Raw genomic sequence first — 14,495 nt, 5'->3', positions numbered from 1 at the left:
GAAAAAGGTGTCAGGTCGGTTTTTCTTATATTATTATCGTCCGGGGCAGAAAGACCTCTTGTGATGTCCTGATCAGACATGCCGCAGGGCCGCCACCGGCTCCATCCTGGCGGCCTTGACGGCCGGGTAGATGCCGGAAACGATGCCCACCGCGGCGGACATGAACAGGGCCGACAGCACCGGCCAGAGGGTAATGGCCGCCCGCCACTGAATAAAGAAATTGACCCCCAGGGCGGCGAACGATCCGAGCAGGATGCCGAAGACCCCGCCGATGACCGTCAGCAGGATCGATTCTCCCAGAAAATGGATGACGATGTGCCGCCGGCTGGCGCCGATGGCCCGGCGGATGCCGATTTCCCGGGTTCTTTCGGAAACATTGGCCAGCATGATGTTCATGATGCCGATGCCGCCGACCAGAAGCGAAATGCCGGCGATGCTGCCGAGCACGATGTTGAACAGGCGCTGGGTCCGTCGGGCCTGGGCGAGCAGTTCCCTGGGGACAATCAACTCGAAATTTTCGATTCCGTCCCGGCTCCATAAAAGGGCATGGCGGACGGCCCGGGACACGGGAGCGATGAACCGGGCAGCGGATATCTTCAGGATGATTTCGGAATAAGCGGCGCTTTCTCCGGCCGGTCCGGCGGTTTCCGTTGTTTCTGCCAGGGGGATAAACGCGGCATTGTCGAAATCCACCAGGGCCAGCGGCAGGGTCTGGTTATCCGCCCGGCCCCGCGGCCGGAGGATGCCCACCACCCGGAACGGATCACCATCCAGGTGAACCGTGTCGCCCGGGGCGGCTGCTGGTGTTATCCGCCCGGCCAGTTCCGCTCCCAGCACGCAGACCTGCTGGCTGGTTTTTACATCCGAATCCGATATGAACCGTCCTCTGGCCAGTTGCAGCCCCCGGGCCGCCAGGTAATCCTGGCTGACCGCCAGGGTCCTGGTCACGTCCGCTTCTCCGCGTTCGGCCAGAACGGCGTTGATCTCCCTTACCACGGTGACGCGGACCACTTCCGGAATCCGCCGCAGTATCCGGATATCCTTGTCTCCCAGCCCGTCCGGCGCGGGGGCGAAGCGGCTGCTCTCCTCTTCGATTTTTGCCTCGGCGTTGCGGATAATGATACTGTCGACACCCAGTCGTCCGATCTGCTCCAGCGCTTCCCGCTTGGCGCCTTCGGCGATGGCCATCATGGTCACGACGGCGGCCACCGCGAATACGATACCCAGGACGCTTAGCAGGCTCCTGAGCCGGTGCAGGGCCAAAGCCTTCCAGGCCTGCTGCAAAACATCCCGGATTTTTCCGGCCGTGACATGGATATTATTCATGGAAACGACCATCCTTGATGTGCAGGACGAGATCCGCCTCCCGGGCAACGTCGGCATCATGGGTGACCACCATCAGGGCGGTCCCCTTTTCATTCATCCTGCGGAAAAGTTTTAATATTCCCCGGGCGTTTTCCGTGTCCAGGTTCCCGGTAGGTTCATCGGCCAGCACCACCAGCGGATTGATCACCAGCGCTCTGGCAATAGCTGCCCGCTGCATTTCTCCGCCGGAAAGCTGGTTCGGCCGGTGCGTTTTCCTGCCCGACAGCCCCACCTCTTCCAGGGCGTTTAAGGCCAGATCACGGGCATCGGCCGGCGGGTTCGGGGAATAGAGGAAAGGCATGATGACGTTTTCCACCAGGGTACACTGGGCAATCAGGTTGTAAGCCTGAAAGACAAAGCCGATCCCGGAGGCCCGCAGGCGGGACAGTTCCCTGTCATCCAGGCAGGAAACGTCGTTGCCCTGGAGATAGTATGACCCGGCGTCCGGCCTTTCCAGAAGCCCGAGGATATGCAGCAGGGTCGACTTGCCCGATCCGGACGGGCCCATGATGGCGATAAACTGGCCCGGATACAGCGTGATATCCACTCCCCGCAGGGGATGGACCCGGTCATCGCCGGAAGGGTAGCTTTTGCATAATTCCCGGCCCACGATGATCGGCGGGACACTGGTATTGATCATAAGGTTACCCGCAGTTTTCCCGGACATATTGTTGCCGGCAGGTGTCTGGTCGGTCCCGGAACGGATCAGGGGTTGCGAACCTGAAAGGCTTCCGGCCGGCTCAACGCCACCCGTTCCCCCTTTTTCAAGCCGGCGGTGATTTCAACCAGGTCTTCATTCTGGGCGCCTGTGGTTACAGCCCGTTTTTCAAAAACTGATCCCCGGGCGACATACACGAATGTCTCTCCTCCCTCCCGGAACACGGTAAAGACGGGTATCGCCAGCGCGTCGGATACCTGGTCGCAGAGGATGTTGACCCGGGCCGTCATTCCCGGCCGGAGGCGGGGGTTGGATTCGGTAAGGCGGATGGTCACGCGGAAGTGCCGTCCCCGCTTCTGGTCTTCACGGCCCCGGTCCGCCAGGATGCCGATGGACTCCACCCGGCCCTTGAGCAAAAGTCCGGGGTAGGCATCCACTCTGGCCGTTACCGGCTTGCCGATATCAATTTTATGCAGGTCGACCTCGCGGACCCGGGTTTCGATGATCATTCTGGAAATGTCCGGGAGGTAGACAATGGGCTGGCTCTGCCATACCTGATCGCCGACCCGGGGCTTGCGAAAGGTGTTGCCCCGGTTCTGTTCGGCCAGGACGACCATGCCGGGTCCCGGCGCCCGGATGACGGTGGCGTTGAGCTCTTCTCCGGCTCTGGCCAGGTTCTGCTGGGCCGAGACCAGTTCCTGCTCGGCCTTGGTTAAAGCGGCCGCCGCCTGTCCGACTTTGTATCCGCCCCCTTTTCTGGTCTGCTCCAGGGCGACTTCCGCCGCCGTGATGGCGGCTTTGGCTTTTTCGACCTGAACCGGCAGCAGATGGTCCCGGTAACTGGTCAACTGCATGTTGACCATCTCATAAGCTTGTTTCGTTTCCTCAACCTGACTTTTGATCTGGGCCTCTTCGGTAGCGCTGGAATATCCCTTCCGTACCAGTTCCTCCAGTGACGTCAGATAGCCCTGTTTCTTGTCGAGTTCTTCCCTGGCTTTGCGGGCTTCGATCTCAAGTCGCGCCAGTTCTTTCGGCCCTTCGCCCTGTTCCAGCCGGCGCAGCTCCAGACGGGCGACATGCAGATCGCTTTCGGCCCGGTTGACTTCCCGCTCGGCCTGGTTTTTTTCCCATTCCAGCATCTGCCGCTGGGCTTCGACCAGGGATTTTAATTCGGTTGTTTTGGACTCGAGCTTCAGAACCTCCTCCTGAAAAGCGGTGGGATCCAGGCGGACCAGCGCTTCGCCGGCCTCCACCTGTTTGCCGTCCTCCACCAGCTCGATGATTTTGCCGCGGTCGCCGCGGACCGATGAACTCAGGACGACCGATTCGGCCGCGTCCAGTTCGCCCACGCAGAGGACTTCCACCGTCAGGCCGGTTTTGATGACTCTGGCGGTGAGGATATCGCCCGTATATTCGCTTCCGGAGAAAAAGATCTGCCGTACAAGCAGCAGAAAGAGCACCGCCGCGGTGATCAGAATGAGGGTGCCCAAGCCGGTTTTTTTCATGGTCATGGTTGGTTTTCCGGTTTTTGTTATATTTACCGCTGTATCAGCGTACCGATGGCCTGGCGCAAACGGTACTGGCCGACAATATAATCGATCACCGCCGATACCAGCCGGGTTTCGGAACGCCGCAGCGATATTTCGGCGTCAATGAGATCAAAGTTGTCGGTCATGCCGTGCTGGAACTTGATCCGGGCCAGTTCCAGCTGCCCCCGGGCCTGGTTGATCTGGTCCTCCTGGTTGGTGATGGCCTTGTCCTGACGTTCCAGGTTCCGCAGTTCGCGCTTGACCTCGGCGACAACATTATCCCTGACGATGATCTGTCTCCGGGAGGACTGCTGGACATCGATCAGGCTTCCTTCATATATGGCTTTTTCGGAGGTTCTCATCAGGTCCGTGGTCGACCCCAGACTGAGGCCCCAGGTGGTCTGGTCCGGCGACGACCCCGGAAAACGGGCCGAAGGGTCGCCGTCGAAATTGACCGAAAGGCCGATATCCAGATCGGGCAGGATGTCTTTTTTCGATCTGTCCGACAAGCGCCTGGCCTCGGCCAGTTCGTCATGAACCTGATCCAGTTCCACCCGGTTGGCCAGGGCGGTCTGGATCATCTCCTGTTCTTTCGGATAGATCCGGTCGAAGGTCAGCGGCAGGGAAACATCCACCTCCTCGTTCAGGGGCATGGCCAGAAATATTTTTATGGAATCCAGGGCATCCACATAACTCTCCTGGCTCGAGATCAACTCTTCCTCGGCCTGGTTGAGCTGAATTCTTACGCGGTACAGATCCATGGGGGTCACCAGGCCCATGCGCTCCTTGATGGCCGTGGCCTCCTCCATCTTTTTAAGTCGCTGAAACGACTCCTCCCGCAGGCGCAGGGTCTCCCGCTGGCGGATGACATTGTACCCGTTGGTCACGGCGCCGATGACGGTCAGAACTTCCCGCTGATATCGGCTGCGGATGGCCGCCCGTTCACTGAACCGGGCGCTGTAAACCCCGGACATGGTGTAATCGCTGCCGACACCGCGCAGGAGGGGCTGAACAATGCGGATGTTGGTCCGGTTCCGGTAGTCGCCTTCTTCTCTGATAACGGAAGGCTCAACACCGATGGTGGTGCCGAAGGACATCTTTTTTTCCAGGCTGACGGCCATTCCGAGATTCGTGTCCGTGGATGTCCCGTCCCCTCCGGAAAGCCCGAAGCTGGCGCCGGGATATATTTTAAGCTCGAAGGCGGCCTCCGCGGACTGCAGGTTGAGCCCGGCTTTCTGAACGTTTTCCTGGGCACTGATCATGTCCCAGTTGGCTTCCAGAGCCCGGTTGATGAGTTTTTCCAGGTCCCAGGGCGCGGCGCTCCGGCCAACGGCCGGCCACAACAGGAGGCATGACAGAAACAAAAGGGGCAGCAGCGGCACTCCCCACGGACCATGGAATCGTGACGGGAGACATATTCTTTTTCTGGGTTTCCGGACCATGCGTTCACGCCATTAACAAGACAGCTCCCCGGCAAAAAACCTGGGAGCTGTTAAGATCAACATCGCCGACAATCCTGACTTTCAGAGGCGGCTTTTAGCGCTGCCTGGAATAATGATAAAAACCTGTTTTTTATGGTGTTTGTGTATAACAGGATCATCCCCGGGTGTCAACGTTTTTCCGGCCGGCGGACCGCAGGCGGGTAATCACATCCCAGGAAAAACCGCCGGGGAGGCAGGGCATGACGGCGTTGTTGGTCAGCAGGGGCTCGGCCTCCAGGTCGAACGGAGAATCGGCCGCCGCCGCCGTCCACAGGGCCGTGTGCGGAATGGGGGTGTAATAAGTCGGAATGGGGGTGATGCCGGCGGCGGTCACGATCGCTATCGAGTTCAGCATGGATTCTAAAGATTGACCGGGCAGGCCGACCAGCAGGTAGGCGCCGATCTGCCGTTCGGAGAAACCGGCTTCCTTCAGGCAGACCACGGCCCGCGCAAATTCCTCCCCGGTCACTTTGGCGTCGAACGTTTTCCGGTTTTCAAAGTCGGCGGTTTCAAGCCCCAGGCGGATGGTTTCAAATCCGGCCCGGCGCATGAGCGAGGCTGTCCTGGTGTTTATTTCCCTCACATGCAGGGCGTTGGGGGTGTGAAACCGCAGGGGCAGCCCTCTGCCGATCAGTTCTTCCAGCATGGGGACGGCATGGGCCTCGGCATTGACCAGGAAGGCGTCATCATAAAACACAAAATCGCGCATGCCGGATGTCCGGTATCGGAGCTCAATTTCCCGGACGACGGCGGACGGGCTCCGGCGGCTCATGGTCGGATGGAGAAAACGCGAGGCACAGTAGGGACAGCTAAAAGGGCAGCCGACGGTCGTTTGCAGCGGAACGAAAGGGACGGCGCTTTGGAGCTCAAGGGCGGGGAAAGGACGGTCATCCGGATCGGCCGGGTCAAAACGCGGGGGCAGGGCGGTGCCGGTGTGCTCTTCGACCAGCTTAAGGACACCGAGATCGGAAACATCAGGGGCGACGGCGTCGGCCGGACTGGTGGCGCGGGCATGCGCCTCGCACAGTTGGGCGTAAAGGCCGCCCAGGACGACCGGGACCCCGGGGAAGACCTGTTTGATCAGGCCGATGGTTTCGTGCGCACCCGTGTACCAGTAGGTCATGATGGATGTCACCAGGACCAGGTCGGGCCGGGGCAGGCCGCGCAGATCATCCAGAAACCACTCCGGGTCGATGCCGTAACGCGAGAAGTGGCGGGGAATATGGCGCAGGGCGGACGGTTTTTGGATCCGGGTTTTGCGATAAGGCCCCCGTCCGAAGCGTTCCGGCGGATCCGCCGGCGGGTCGGCCCGGGGGTGGAAACGGTCGGTGCAGTCGATGTAAAACACCCGGCATCCGTGGGCCTTCAGGATGGCGGCCAGGGACAGCAGGCCCAGGGGCCGGGCCCAGAAATCATAGGCCGCAAAATCATGAATCCAGGGGTTGACGCAGAGAATGGTGGGCGGTTGTTTCAATCGTTTTCATCGTCAAAATACTGCATGGACGTCTTCTTGAGCTCTTTTTGACTGAACAGTACCTTGTAGGTCTCGATGCCCGCGAGAGCGGCCATCTGACGGGTGATGCCCAGGCATTCCTGTTCGTTGCGGGCGTGAACCATGGTATACAGATTGTATGGCCAGCCGGGGGCGGGATTGCGCCGGTAACAGTGGGAAACAGCGGCAAACCCGGCCAGCGTTTCGCCGGCACGATCGACGACGGCTTCGTCCACCTGCCAGGCCACCATGGCGTTGGCGGTGAGGCCGGATTTCTGGTGACGGAGGGTGGCGCCGAAACGGCGGATAATGCCACGGCGGCAGAGATCCCGGAGCGCTGCTATCAGTTTGTCTTCGGGAACACCGATGAGGCCGGCGATGTCACGGTAGGGACGTGCCGTGACCGGGATGTCTCCCTGGATGGCGGCGATGACTTTTTTTTCAAATTCGGAAAGCATACCCGATATAAATTCGCGCCATATTCATTGTCAAGGGTTTTCAGGCTACCTGTATATACGCACGTCCGTCCGCTGCCTTCCCCAGTCCAGCGCCTTGGAATGGGAATTGAAAAACAGATCAAGGCGGTCGGGCCCGTTGATGGCGCTGCCGCGATCTTCCACCACCCCGTATCCGTACTGGTTTATGTACATGCGGGTGCCAAAAGGATAATAGCGGGTGTCCGCGGCCAGGGTACCGTCGCGGGAGAACCACAGCCAGGGGAAAACCAGCCGGAAGGGGAGCATCCAGGGATGGGTGATGGTGTTGACCGTGAAAAGGCCGTGCCGGGGCTGGTGGGGTTTGGTCCCGCTGGCGGTCCGTCCGCTGTAGGGCTCCCCCTTGTACTTGCCGGTGCTGATGTATCTGTTCCAGAAATTGAGCTTGAGAAACTTCCAGCTTCCCCGTTCCCACCCGCAGCACTGGCCGCAGCCGCAGTAACCGGTTGTCTCCATGCGGCGCACGACCACCGAGGGGCCGCACCCCTGGAGGATGGCGCTGGTGATGAAGCAGAACAGGCACAGCCATCCGAATCGTGACGGCGCGGCTAAAAATCTGGAAACGGAATCGCGGGTCATGGCTTTGTCCTCTTCGGCGCTTTATTCATATGTAAACAGGGCGTGCCTGGGCTGTCAATGGTTTAAAAAAGAGCCCTGGGCCCGCGTGTTGACACCCGGCTCCGGTCGTCATATAACGGTCGCCAGCAATGATCCGATAAAACAGACCATTAAGGGGTTAATGCCGATGACAGTGGAAAATGACGTTGTCCTGATTTACTTTGAAAACAAACCCATGGTGTTTGCCCGGGTCGAGTCCATTACCCCTGATCACAAGAAAGGCTGGTACCTGGTCAAATTGCTGATCCTGGGGATCCCTCTGCATACGGTGTACTGGCTGCTAAAAGAAGCCTATATCGACGGCGCGGAGTTCACCATGGACGGAAAAACCATGCGGCTGGAGAAAGTGGTCTGCCCGCCGGACGCCGACGCGGATGACAGGGCCGGAGCCGATTCCCGCTCCGGTGCCTCCGGAAAAGAGACCGGCGGAGAGGCCCGCGTCATCCCCTTTCCGGGTTTGCCCGAGAGCTGATTCCCGTCATGACGCCATCGGAAAAGATCGTTATTTCCGCCTCCCGACGAACAGACATCCCCGCTTTTTACATGGACTGGTTCATGGCCCGCCTGGCCGCCGGACATTTTGAGGTCGTCAACCCCTATAACGGAAATATGCGGCGGGTGCCGGCCGGGGTCGATCGGGTCCACACCATTGTCTTCTGGTCCAAAAATTTCCAGCCGTTTCTCGACAACGGGTACGGCGAACAACTGACCGCCGCGGGATATCATCTGTTTTTCAATTTCACGGTCAATTCCGAAGACCGGTTGCTGGAGCCGGGGCTGCCGCCCCTTGACCGCCGGACAGCTCAGCTGTCGGCTTTGGCCAAGCGGTTCGGGCCAAGGCGGATTGTCTGGCGGTTTGATCCGGTCTGTTTTTATTCGCTCGGCGGATCGAAAGCGAGAGACAACCTGGGCGATCTGGAAAGAATCGCCGATGCCGCAGCCGGCGCCGGCGTTACCGCCTGCATAACCAGTTTCATGGATTTTTACCGGAAGATCGAACGGCGCGCCGCCGCCGTTCCCGGGTTTGCCTTTATCGATCCCGGCCTGGCAAAGCGGCTGGAGGTGATCTGCCGGATGGAATCCATCCTCGCATCCAGACGAATCGCGCTGTCCACCTGCTGTGAGAAGGAGCTCATGGCTGCCCTGCCGCCGGAGTCGACCGTGAGGCCGAGTTCCTGCGTTCCGGGCAATCTGTTCATGGAACTTGACGGCGGGGCGGTGCCCCTGGGCAGGGACCCGGGCCAGCGGCGGGCGGCCGGATGCGGCTGTACCCTGTCCATGGATATCGGGGGCTACCGGGAGCAACCCTGTTTTCACAACTGCCTTTTCTGTTACGCCAACCCCGCGGCGGCGGGGCGTCAGGGCGGGCCGGGGGAGGGATGATGCGGATCGGTCCCATTGTGCTTGCCAATCCCCTGATTCTGGCGCCCCTGGCCGGCATCACCGACCTGCCGTTCCGGCTGCTGGCCAGGGAGCAAGGCTGTGCCCTGGTTTATTCGGAAATGATCAGCGCCAATGGCCTGGTCTACAACTCCGGAAAGACCCGGCGCATGCTGCTAAGCGACCCGGCGGAAAAGCCGCTGGCGATTCAGATCTTCGGGGCCGATCCAACTATCATGGCCCGTGCGGCCCAAGAAGTGGCGGCATCCGGCGCCGGCATTATCGACATCAATTTCGGGTGTTCCGTTAAAAAAATTTTAAAAAGCGGCGCCGGATCGGCCCTGATGAAATCCCCGCCACAGGCCGAAGCCATCATCCGGGCGGTCCGGGAGGCGGTAGCTATCCCCCTGACCATTAAAATCCGGAGCGGCTGGGATGCGTCCGGCAAGGACGCTTTCACGCTGCTCGATATCGCGCAACGATGCGGCGTCGACGCCATCGCCCTGCATCCGCGCACGGCCCGCCAGGGGTTTACCGGGAAAGCCGACTGGCGGCTGATTGCCGAACTCAAGAAGCAGTCTTCGATTCCGGTCATCGGCAACGGCGACATCAAAAGTGCCGCCGACGCCCGGGCCATGATGGATGAAACCGGCTGCGACGCCGTCATGATCGGCCGGGCCGCCGTCGGCAATCCCTGGATCTTTTCGGAGATTCTGGCCGGCCTGGCGGGACAGGCCGCTCCCCCGGTTTCCATTGCCGACCGGTTCGCGGTCATGGGGCGCTACCTGTCGGCGGCCGTGTCCCATTACGGCGAGCCCACGGCCTGCCGCATGATGCGCAGCCACCTGGGCTGGTTCGTCAAAGGGCTGCCGGGCAGTTCCCGTTTCCGCGAATCCATCAAACAGCTTTCCACTCAGGAGGAAGGGAAACGACTGCTGCACGACTACCAGGTGTTTCTGCTGAGCCGGGAGGAGGACGTCACGCCGAGGGCGTGAGGTTTTTTTGGGGATTTAGGGGCGACCCGCCGGTCGCGGGTGGCCCCGGCAACTTGTTGCCCGTGTCCCCCGTGTGGTGTCAGAGAAAAGGTAAAGGTCTCGTAAAAAGCATTTTGTTCGCTCCCCGACCACTTTGGGCGGGGTCAAAGCCCTTCGCTGAATTTCTCGAACTCGGGCTGTCCAATATTCCATGAGATGCTCGGACTTTGCCCTCAAACAGCGAGAAATTCTTTACGCTCAGGCCTTTGACCCCTTGCCGCCCAAAATGCCCGCAGGTCGCTCACAAAAACACTTTTTACGAGGCCATTATTAAAGGAAACTATTATTCGGTTATATATTTGTATTATATTAAATCGTATGACCAATTCGATTCTTAAAATAAAGCTTCTTCTTGCATTTGTGCTTCCGATTTTTCTCTTTCTCCCAATCGGGAGCTGCGAACGAAAGATAACAAAGATAACCTTGAGAAGTGATGATTGTGTTGCGCTGAAGAAATCCGAAAATAATTCCATCACACCTGCCACCCCCTCTCTATCATCATCAGATGCACTCCCAGACCAATTCAACCAGGAAATAGGTTCTGAACAAAAAGAGTTTCTTGTGTCGCCGGATAAACCACTTGACAAACTATCACGTGGATCAGATGCATCGAAGAAACAAAAAACACCAACGACAGTTTATTTGGTTCTTGCCAAGAATGTTTCGTTAGATGACATAGGCGGTTTGATATCTCTCGGTGTACTGCTGTGGCCTTTGCTATTTTTCCCGATAGCCAGGCGAGTGGCGAAATCTCGATGGAAGAGGAAAATAATGAATTTTCTCGAAGTTTTTCTTATTGGGTTTTCGTTTTATTGTTTCTATGGCGTGTTTCAACTCTATAAGCCAACTCTTTGGGGATATTTGCTGACAGCCTTATTTGTGCTTTATTCGTTTGTATCTTTTGCGGAGTTGTTAATTTCAAGTTTGAAAAAGAAGGCCGTAAAAATATAATATGCCTTTTCATTTTACAGGTCGCTCGTTCCGATCGATTTGTTTGACGCGGACTTCGCTTCCCCGCCCGATGCAGCGCCGCCGAGCGTGGAGGGTTTTTTCGGAAAAAGCGGGCAGACTGTTTGAGCGCCGTGTCCCGGTGAAAAACAGTAAAGTGAGGGAGTAGTTAAATATAGCAGCTCAGCTTCAAAGGAAATTCCCAAGCGAGTTTCTGCCCGCGCCGAAAAGACCCTCCAAGCGAGGGCAGTCACGCCCGAGGCGTGACCGGCGCTGCCGGGCCATGTTTCTTTTGGTACTTTTCTTTGCGTCAAAGAAAAGTACATCACCCCTACCAGGGGAAACTCCTGCCGAGCAGGCTGTAAAGCTCCCGGTTGTGGGGGGCGAAGTAGTCATTCAGGTATTCGTATACTTCCGGCTCCACGCGGGTCCGGTTCCAGCCGATGTTTTTGTGTTCGATACCGTCCACCGGAAAGGCCTCGTCCACTTCCAGAAATTGGAAAACCGGCTTGATCGATCCCGCGGGATCGGCGAAGAATTCATCGCTGTCTAACACCAGCAGCTGCTCCCGGGGAAAATATCGCAGAAAGCGCCTGATCTGCTCATGATAGACGCCCCGCTTCTTATAAGACGCGTGGATATAAAGGGGATTGGCAAAATCATCCTTTCGCAGCACGCCCGCCAGCCGTTCTTCTTCGGCCCGGAAGGCCTTCATCATGGGCAGGTCTTCCCTTCCCTTGCGCACCTCGTGGAAATACTGGGAAATCGTTCTTTCCGTGGGATTTCTCAGCATGGCAATCAGCTTCACTTCAGGCAGGGTTTGATGAATCCGCTCGGGAACCAGTTCGTGATAGATGTACTGCGGGGTGGCTTCGCCGGTTTTCCCTCCGCCGGCCAGGCGCCGGGCAAAGGGGAAATTGGACCGGTACCAGTAGAGCCCCCGGTGGTAATGGCTGTTGAAAAAATGGGTCTCCTTGGTGTGACTGCGGATGATTTTCGGGTGCTGTGTGAGGGCGGAAAACAGGCTGGTGGTGCCGGCTTTCATGGCACCGATGATGATAAAGTCCGGCAGAGCGCGAAAACCCGCCGTAGCGTACCGGAACGCCTTTTTAAATTTTGTACCTGTTTTCCACATAGGAATTTATATCTTTGGCATATCCCGGGTGATTTTAAGTCTCCACACCGGATCCCGCTTTTGCAGAAAAGAGGTGAACCCCTCGATGGCGTCGGGTTGTTCGGCGGCGTGGAAAAACAGGGGGATCTCCCGGCGGAGCATGTCCTCCACGGGCGTGGTGATCCCCTCCCAGAGCAGTCGCTTGGACATGGCCACGGATACCGGCGCGGCCTTGAGGCATTCCCGGGCCCGGCTGATGGTCTCCTCCAGCACCCGGTCGGCGGGCAGGGCCGCGCTGGCCAGCCCCATGGCGGCCAGTTCCCGGCCGCTGATCATGCGGCCGGTCAGCATCAGGTCGGCGGCATTGGAAAACCCGGCGATCCGGGGCACGATCACGTGGGAGGCCAGCTCCGGCAGGATCCCCCGGCGGACGAAGGCGAACTGGACCTTGGCGTCCTCGGCCACGAACCGGATATCGCAGGTCATGGGAAAAGTGATGCCGACGCCGATGGCATGGCCGTTGATGGCCGCCAGCACGGGCTTGCGCACGTGCCACGGCATGACTTTGGGCCAGCTGGGCGGCAGCTCGCTCTGATCCTCACCTTTTTCAAACTCGGCCTTGTCGCCGGAGAAGAAGTCCGCGCCGGCGCAGAAGGCGCGGCCGCTGCCGGTGATGACCACCGCCCGGACATCGTCATCCCCGTCGCAGGCGGCCAGCGCGTCGCTGATGTCCATGGCCATCCGGTCGTTCCAGGCGTTCAGCCGGTCCGGCCGGTTGAGAGTGATAACGGCGACGCCGCTCCTGATTTCATATAGAAGGGTGGAAAAGTCCATGCTAATGTCTTTCTCAGCGAAGGTTGTCGGGAATCCGGCAGACCGGAATAGGCTCCATCTTATGGCGGTTGGCGCGGTTAAACCGCCGGAATATGGACAGCACTTCCCGCTGACGGTCGGATAGGGCCGCCTCTTTTTCCGGTGTGGTGATGTCCGCGGTCATGGCCCATTCCAGTTCCGGATAGCTGGCGCCGATCTGGCTTTCATCGGTGCGGCTGTCCGTCCACAGGCCGTCCGTGGGCGGGACGTCGATAATCTTCTGCAGTATCCCCATGTGCCTGGCCAACTCATATACTTCCGTTTTCATCAGGTCGGCAATGGGGGAGATGTCCACGCCGCCATCCCCGTACTTGGTGAAGAACCCGACGCCGAAATCTTCGACTTTATTGCCGGTTCCGGCCACCAGGAGCTTGAAATGGGTGGCCATGGCGTAGAGAGCCGTCATGCGCAGCCGGGAGCGGGTATTGGCCATGGTCAGTTCGTCGCCGGTATCATCCGGGATGGCCCGGGCAAAGACCTGGAACACGCCGCTTAAATCGATGGTTTCCGAGGCGACATTGGAAAAACGTTCCGTCAGCCAGCGGATATGACTCTGGGCCAGGGAAACCTGGCCGGGGTCCTGGAGAATGGGCAGGTTCAACACCATGACCTTTTTGCCCGTTCTGGCGCAGAGGGTTGATGTCACGGCGGAGTCAATGCCCCCGGAAACACCGATAACGTATCCCCCGACCCCCGCTTTTTCACAGTAGTCCAGCAGCCAGCCGACGATGTGGTTGATGACCTTGTCCGTTTTCATGATTGTTATTTCCCGAAACTTTTCATTGTGAAACCCGTCAGTTTGATTATAAAATCGGTTAATTTTATAGCATTAACGAGGCGGGTTGTAAAAGCAACAAAAAGAAGAGACAATAAATATATGAAAGATCAGCGTGTGTCCGATGTGTCCACCATCCTGTTTGACCTGGGCGGGGTGCTGTTCCAGTTGTCCGGGGCCGCGATTGTCTGCCAGTGGACGCGGGACAGGCTGACACCGCCGGAACTGATGAACAAATGGCTGGTTTCCCCAGCCGTCCGGGCTTTTGAGAGCGGCCGTATCGGGTTTGCCGAATTCCGGGCTCAATTGAAAGAGGAACTGAAGCTGGCGGTGACTGACGACGAATTCACGACGGTGTTCAACGGCTGGATCACCGGCGTCTTTCCCGGAGCTGAAGATCTGCTGGAACGTCTCTCCTCACGCTACGGTCTGGCCTGTTTTTCCAACACCAACGCGGTCCACTGGGAAATTCTGACCGGTGACTATGCGGTCCTGGACTTTTTCGATCATACTTTTGCCTCTTTTCAGATGGGCCTGGTCAAGCCGGATGCCGAGGCTTTTGCCTACGTGGTTGAGAAACTGGGCGTACCGGCCGGATCCATCGTCTTCCTGGACGACAGCCAGCCAAACGTGGAGGCTGCCCTGGACTGCGGCCTGCGGGCCTTCCGGGTGGCCGGCGTCGCCGGCGTCGCCTCCGCCCTTACCGACGCCGGCCTGCTGTAAGCCCGACTTTC

The 14,495-nt window shown here is 58.7% G+C and carries 15 protein-coding genes; 5 read left to right on the top strand and 10 right to left on the bottom strand.

Annotated elements, in window-relative coordinates:
• Window positions 1-72 precede the first annotated feature (72 nt).
• The 7 genes from AB1724_13540 to AB1724_13510 all read right to left on the bottom strand — a co-directional run bounded on the left by AB1724_13540 (window position 73) and on the right by AB1724_13510 (window position 7,598).
• Entirely contained in the window at window positions 73-1,326 is a 1,254-nt protein-coding gene (locus AB1724_13540; GenBank protein MEW6078833.1) for an ABC transporter permease, read from the bottom strand.
• Complete coding sequence (locus AB1724_13535) at window positions 1,319-2,005, bottom strand: ABC transporter ATP-binding protein (protein MEW6078832.1); 687 nt, start codon at window positions 2,003-2,005, stop codon at window positions 1,319-1,321. Before AB1724_13535 ends, AB1724_13540 begins: the two co-directional genes overlap by 8 nt.
• 65 nt (window positions 2,006-2,070) lie before the next feature.
• Window positions 2,071-3,534 carry an efflux RND transporter periplasmic adaptor subunit gene (locus tag AB1724_13530; GenBank protein MEW6078831.1) on the bottom strand — a complete coding sequence of 488 codons (1,464 nt, stop codon included), beginning with the start codon at window positions 3,532-3,534 and terminating at the stop codon, window positions 2,071-2,073.
• 26 nt (window positions 3,535-3,560) lie between these two features.
• On the bottom strand, window positions 3,561-4,994 hold the full coding sequence (locus AB1724_13525) for a TolC family protein (protein MEW6078830.1): 1,434 nt from the start codon (window positions 4,992-4,994) through the stop codon (window positions 3,561-3,563).
• Between the two features lie 154 nt (window positions 4,995-5,148).
• Window positions 5,149-6,507 (bottom strand): radical SAM protein, encoded by a 1,359-nt coding sequence (locus AB1724_13520; GenBank protein MEW6078829.1) that lies wholly within the window; start codon window positions 6,505-6,507, stop codon window positions 5,149-5,151.
• Entirely contained in the window at window positions 6,504-6,983 is a 480-nt protein-coding gene (locus AB1724_13515) for an Lrp/AsnC family transcriptional regulator (protein ID MEW6078828.1), read from the bottom strand. Before AB1724_13515 ends, AB1724_13520 begins: the two co-directional genes overlap by 4 nt.
• A gap of 45 nt (window positions 6,984-7,028) precedes the next feature.
• On the bottom strand, window positions 7,029-7,598 hold the full coding sequence (locus AB1724_13510) for a 3D domain-containing protein (GenBank protein ID MEW6078827.1): 570 nt from the start codon (window positions 7,596-7,598) through the stop codon (window positions 7,029-7,031).
• Window positions 7,599-7,764: 166 nt separating this feature from the next.
• Between AB1724_13510 and AB1724_13505 the strand changes: the two genes are divergently transcribed.
• The 4 genes from AB1724_13505 (at window position 7,765) to AB1724_13490 (ending at window position 11,002) form a co-directional block, all read left to right on the top strand.
• Window positions 7,765-8,109 carry a hypothetical protein gene (locus AB1724_13505; protein MEW6078826.1) on the top strand — a complete coding sequence of 115 codons (345 nt, stop codon included), beginning with the start codon at window positions 7,765-7,767 and terminating at the stop codon, window positions 8,107-8,109.
• An 8-nt stretch (window positions 8,110-8,117) separates the two neighbouring features.
• The gene (locus tag AB1724_13500; GenBank protein MEW6078825.1) at window positions 8,118-9,020 is read left to right on the top strand and encodes a DUF1848 domain-containing protein; all 903 of its coding nucleotides are present in this window, start codon (window positions 8,118-8,120) and stop codon (window positions 9,018-9,020) included.
• Entirely contained in the window at window positions 9,017-10,012 is a 996-nt protein-coding gene (gene dusB, locus AB1724_13495) for a tRNA dihydrouridine synthase DusB (GenBank protein ID MEW6078824.1), read from the top strand. Before AB1724_13500 ends, dusB begins: the two co-directional genes overlap by 4 nt.
• 462 nt (window positions 10,013-10,474) lie before the next feature.
• The gene (locus AB1724_13490; protein ID MEW6078823.1) at window positions 10,475-11,002 is read left to right on the top strand and encodes a hypothetical protein; all 528 of its coding nucleotides are present in this window, start codon (window positions 10,475-10,477) and stop codon (window positions 11,000-11,002) included.
• Window positions 11,003-11,330: 328 nt separating this feature from the next.
• Here AB1724_13490 and AB1724_13485 read toward each other — a convergent pair whose 3' ends face one another.
• Genes AB1724_13485 through nadE form a run of 3 tightly spaced genes read right to left on the bottom strand, consistent with a single transcriptional unit; the run spans window position 11,331 to window position 13,743 of the window.
• A complete protein-coding gene (locus AB1724_13485; protein MEW6078822.1) occupies window positions 11,331-12,134 on the bottom strand; it encodes a sulfotransferase domain-containing protein in 804 nt (267 codons plus the stop codon).
• Between the two features lie 6 nt (window positions 12,135-12,140).
• On the bottom strand, window positions 12,141-12,947 hold the full coding sequence (locus AB1724_13480) for an enoyl-CoA hydratase-related protein (GenBank protein ID MEW6078821.1): 807 nt from the start codon (window positions 12,945-12,947) through the stop codon (window positions 12,141-12,143).
• Between the two features lie 13 nt (window positions 12,948-12,960).
• On the bottom strand, window positions 12,961-13,743 hold the full coding sequence (nadE, locus tag AB1724_13475) for an NAD(+) synthase (protein ID MEW6078820.1): 783 nt from the start codon (window positions 13,741-13,743) through the stop codon (window positions 12,961-12,963).
• Window positions 13,744-13,863: 120 nt separating this feature from the next.
• On the opposite strand from nadE, the gene AB1724_13470 reads away from it, so the two are divergent.
• On the top strand, window positions 13,864-14,484 hold the full coding sequence (locus tag AB1724_13470) for an HAD family phosphatase (GenBank protein ID MEW6078819.1): 621 nt from the start codon (window positions 13,864-13,866) through the stop codon (window positions 14,482-14,484).
• Window positions 14,485-14,495 lie beyond the last annotated feature (11 nt).

This window comes from Thermodesulfobacteriota bacterium (assembly GCA_040753795.1).
Lineage (GTDB): Bacteria > Desulfobacterota > Desulfobacteria > Desulfobacterales > Desulfosudaceae > JBFMDX01.
The sequence above is the reverse complement of the archived record's forward strand: the minus strand, read 5'-3'. Positions and strand labels throughout refer to the sequence as shown.

Excerpts from the sequence above, each read along its gene's own strand:
- AB1724_13540 (MEW6078833.1), bottom strand. The coding sequence starts at position 1,326 with ATGAATAATATCCATGTCACGGCCGGAAAAATCCGGGATGTTTTGCAG.
- AB1724_13535 (MEW6078832.1), bottom strand. The coding sequence starts at position 2,005 with ATGATCAATACCAGTGTCCCGCCGATCATCGTGGGCCGGGAATTATGC.
- AB1724_13530 (MEW6078831.1), bottom strand. The coding sequence starts at position 3,534 with ATGACCATGAAAAAAACCGGCTTGGGCACCCTCATTCTGATCACCGCG.
- AB1724_13525 (MEW6078830.1), bottom strand. The coding sequence starts at position 4,994 with ATGGTCCGGAAACCCAGAAAAAGAATATGTCTCCCGTCACGATTCCAT.
- AB1724_13515 (MEW6078828.1), bottom strand. The coding sequence starts at position 6,983 with ATGCTTTCCGAATTTGAAAAAAAAGTCATCGCCGCCATCCAGGGAGAC.
- AB1724_13510 (MEW6078827.1), bottom strand. The coding sequence starts at position 7,598 with ATGACCCGCGATTCCGTTTCCAGATTTTTAGCCGCGCCGTCACGATTC.
- AB1724_13505 (MEW6078826.1), top strand. The coding sequence starts at position 7,765 with ATGACAGTGGAAAATGACGTTGTCCTGATTTACTTTGAAAACAAACCC.
- AB1724_13500 (MEW6078825.1), top strand. The coding sequence starts at position 8,118 with ATGACGCCATCGGAAAAGATCGTTATTTCCGCCTCCCGACGAACAGAC.
- dusB (MEW6078824.1), top strand. The coding sequence starts at position 9,017 with ATGATGCGGATCGGTCCCATTGTGCTTGCCAATCCCCTGATTCTGGCG.
- AB1724_13485 (MEW6078822.1), bottom strand. The coding sequence starts at position 12,134 with ATGTGGAAAACAGGTACAAAATTTAAAAAGGCGTTCCGGTACGCTACG.
- AB1724_13480 (MEW6078821.1), bottom strand. The coding sequence starts at position 12,947 with ATGGACTTTTCCACCCTTCTATATGAAATCAGGAGCGGCGTCGCCGTT.
- nadE (MEW6078820.1), bottom strand. The coding sequence starts at position 13,743 with ATGAAAACGGACAAGGTCATCAACCACATCGTCGGCTGGCTGCTGGAC.
- AB1724_13470 (MEW6078819.1), top strand. The coding sequence starts at position 13,864 with ATGAAAGATCAGCGTGTGTCCGATGTGTCCACCATCCTGTTTGACCTG.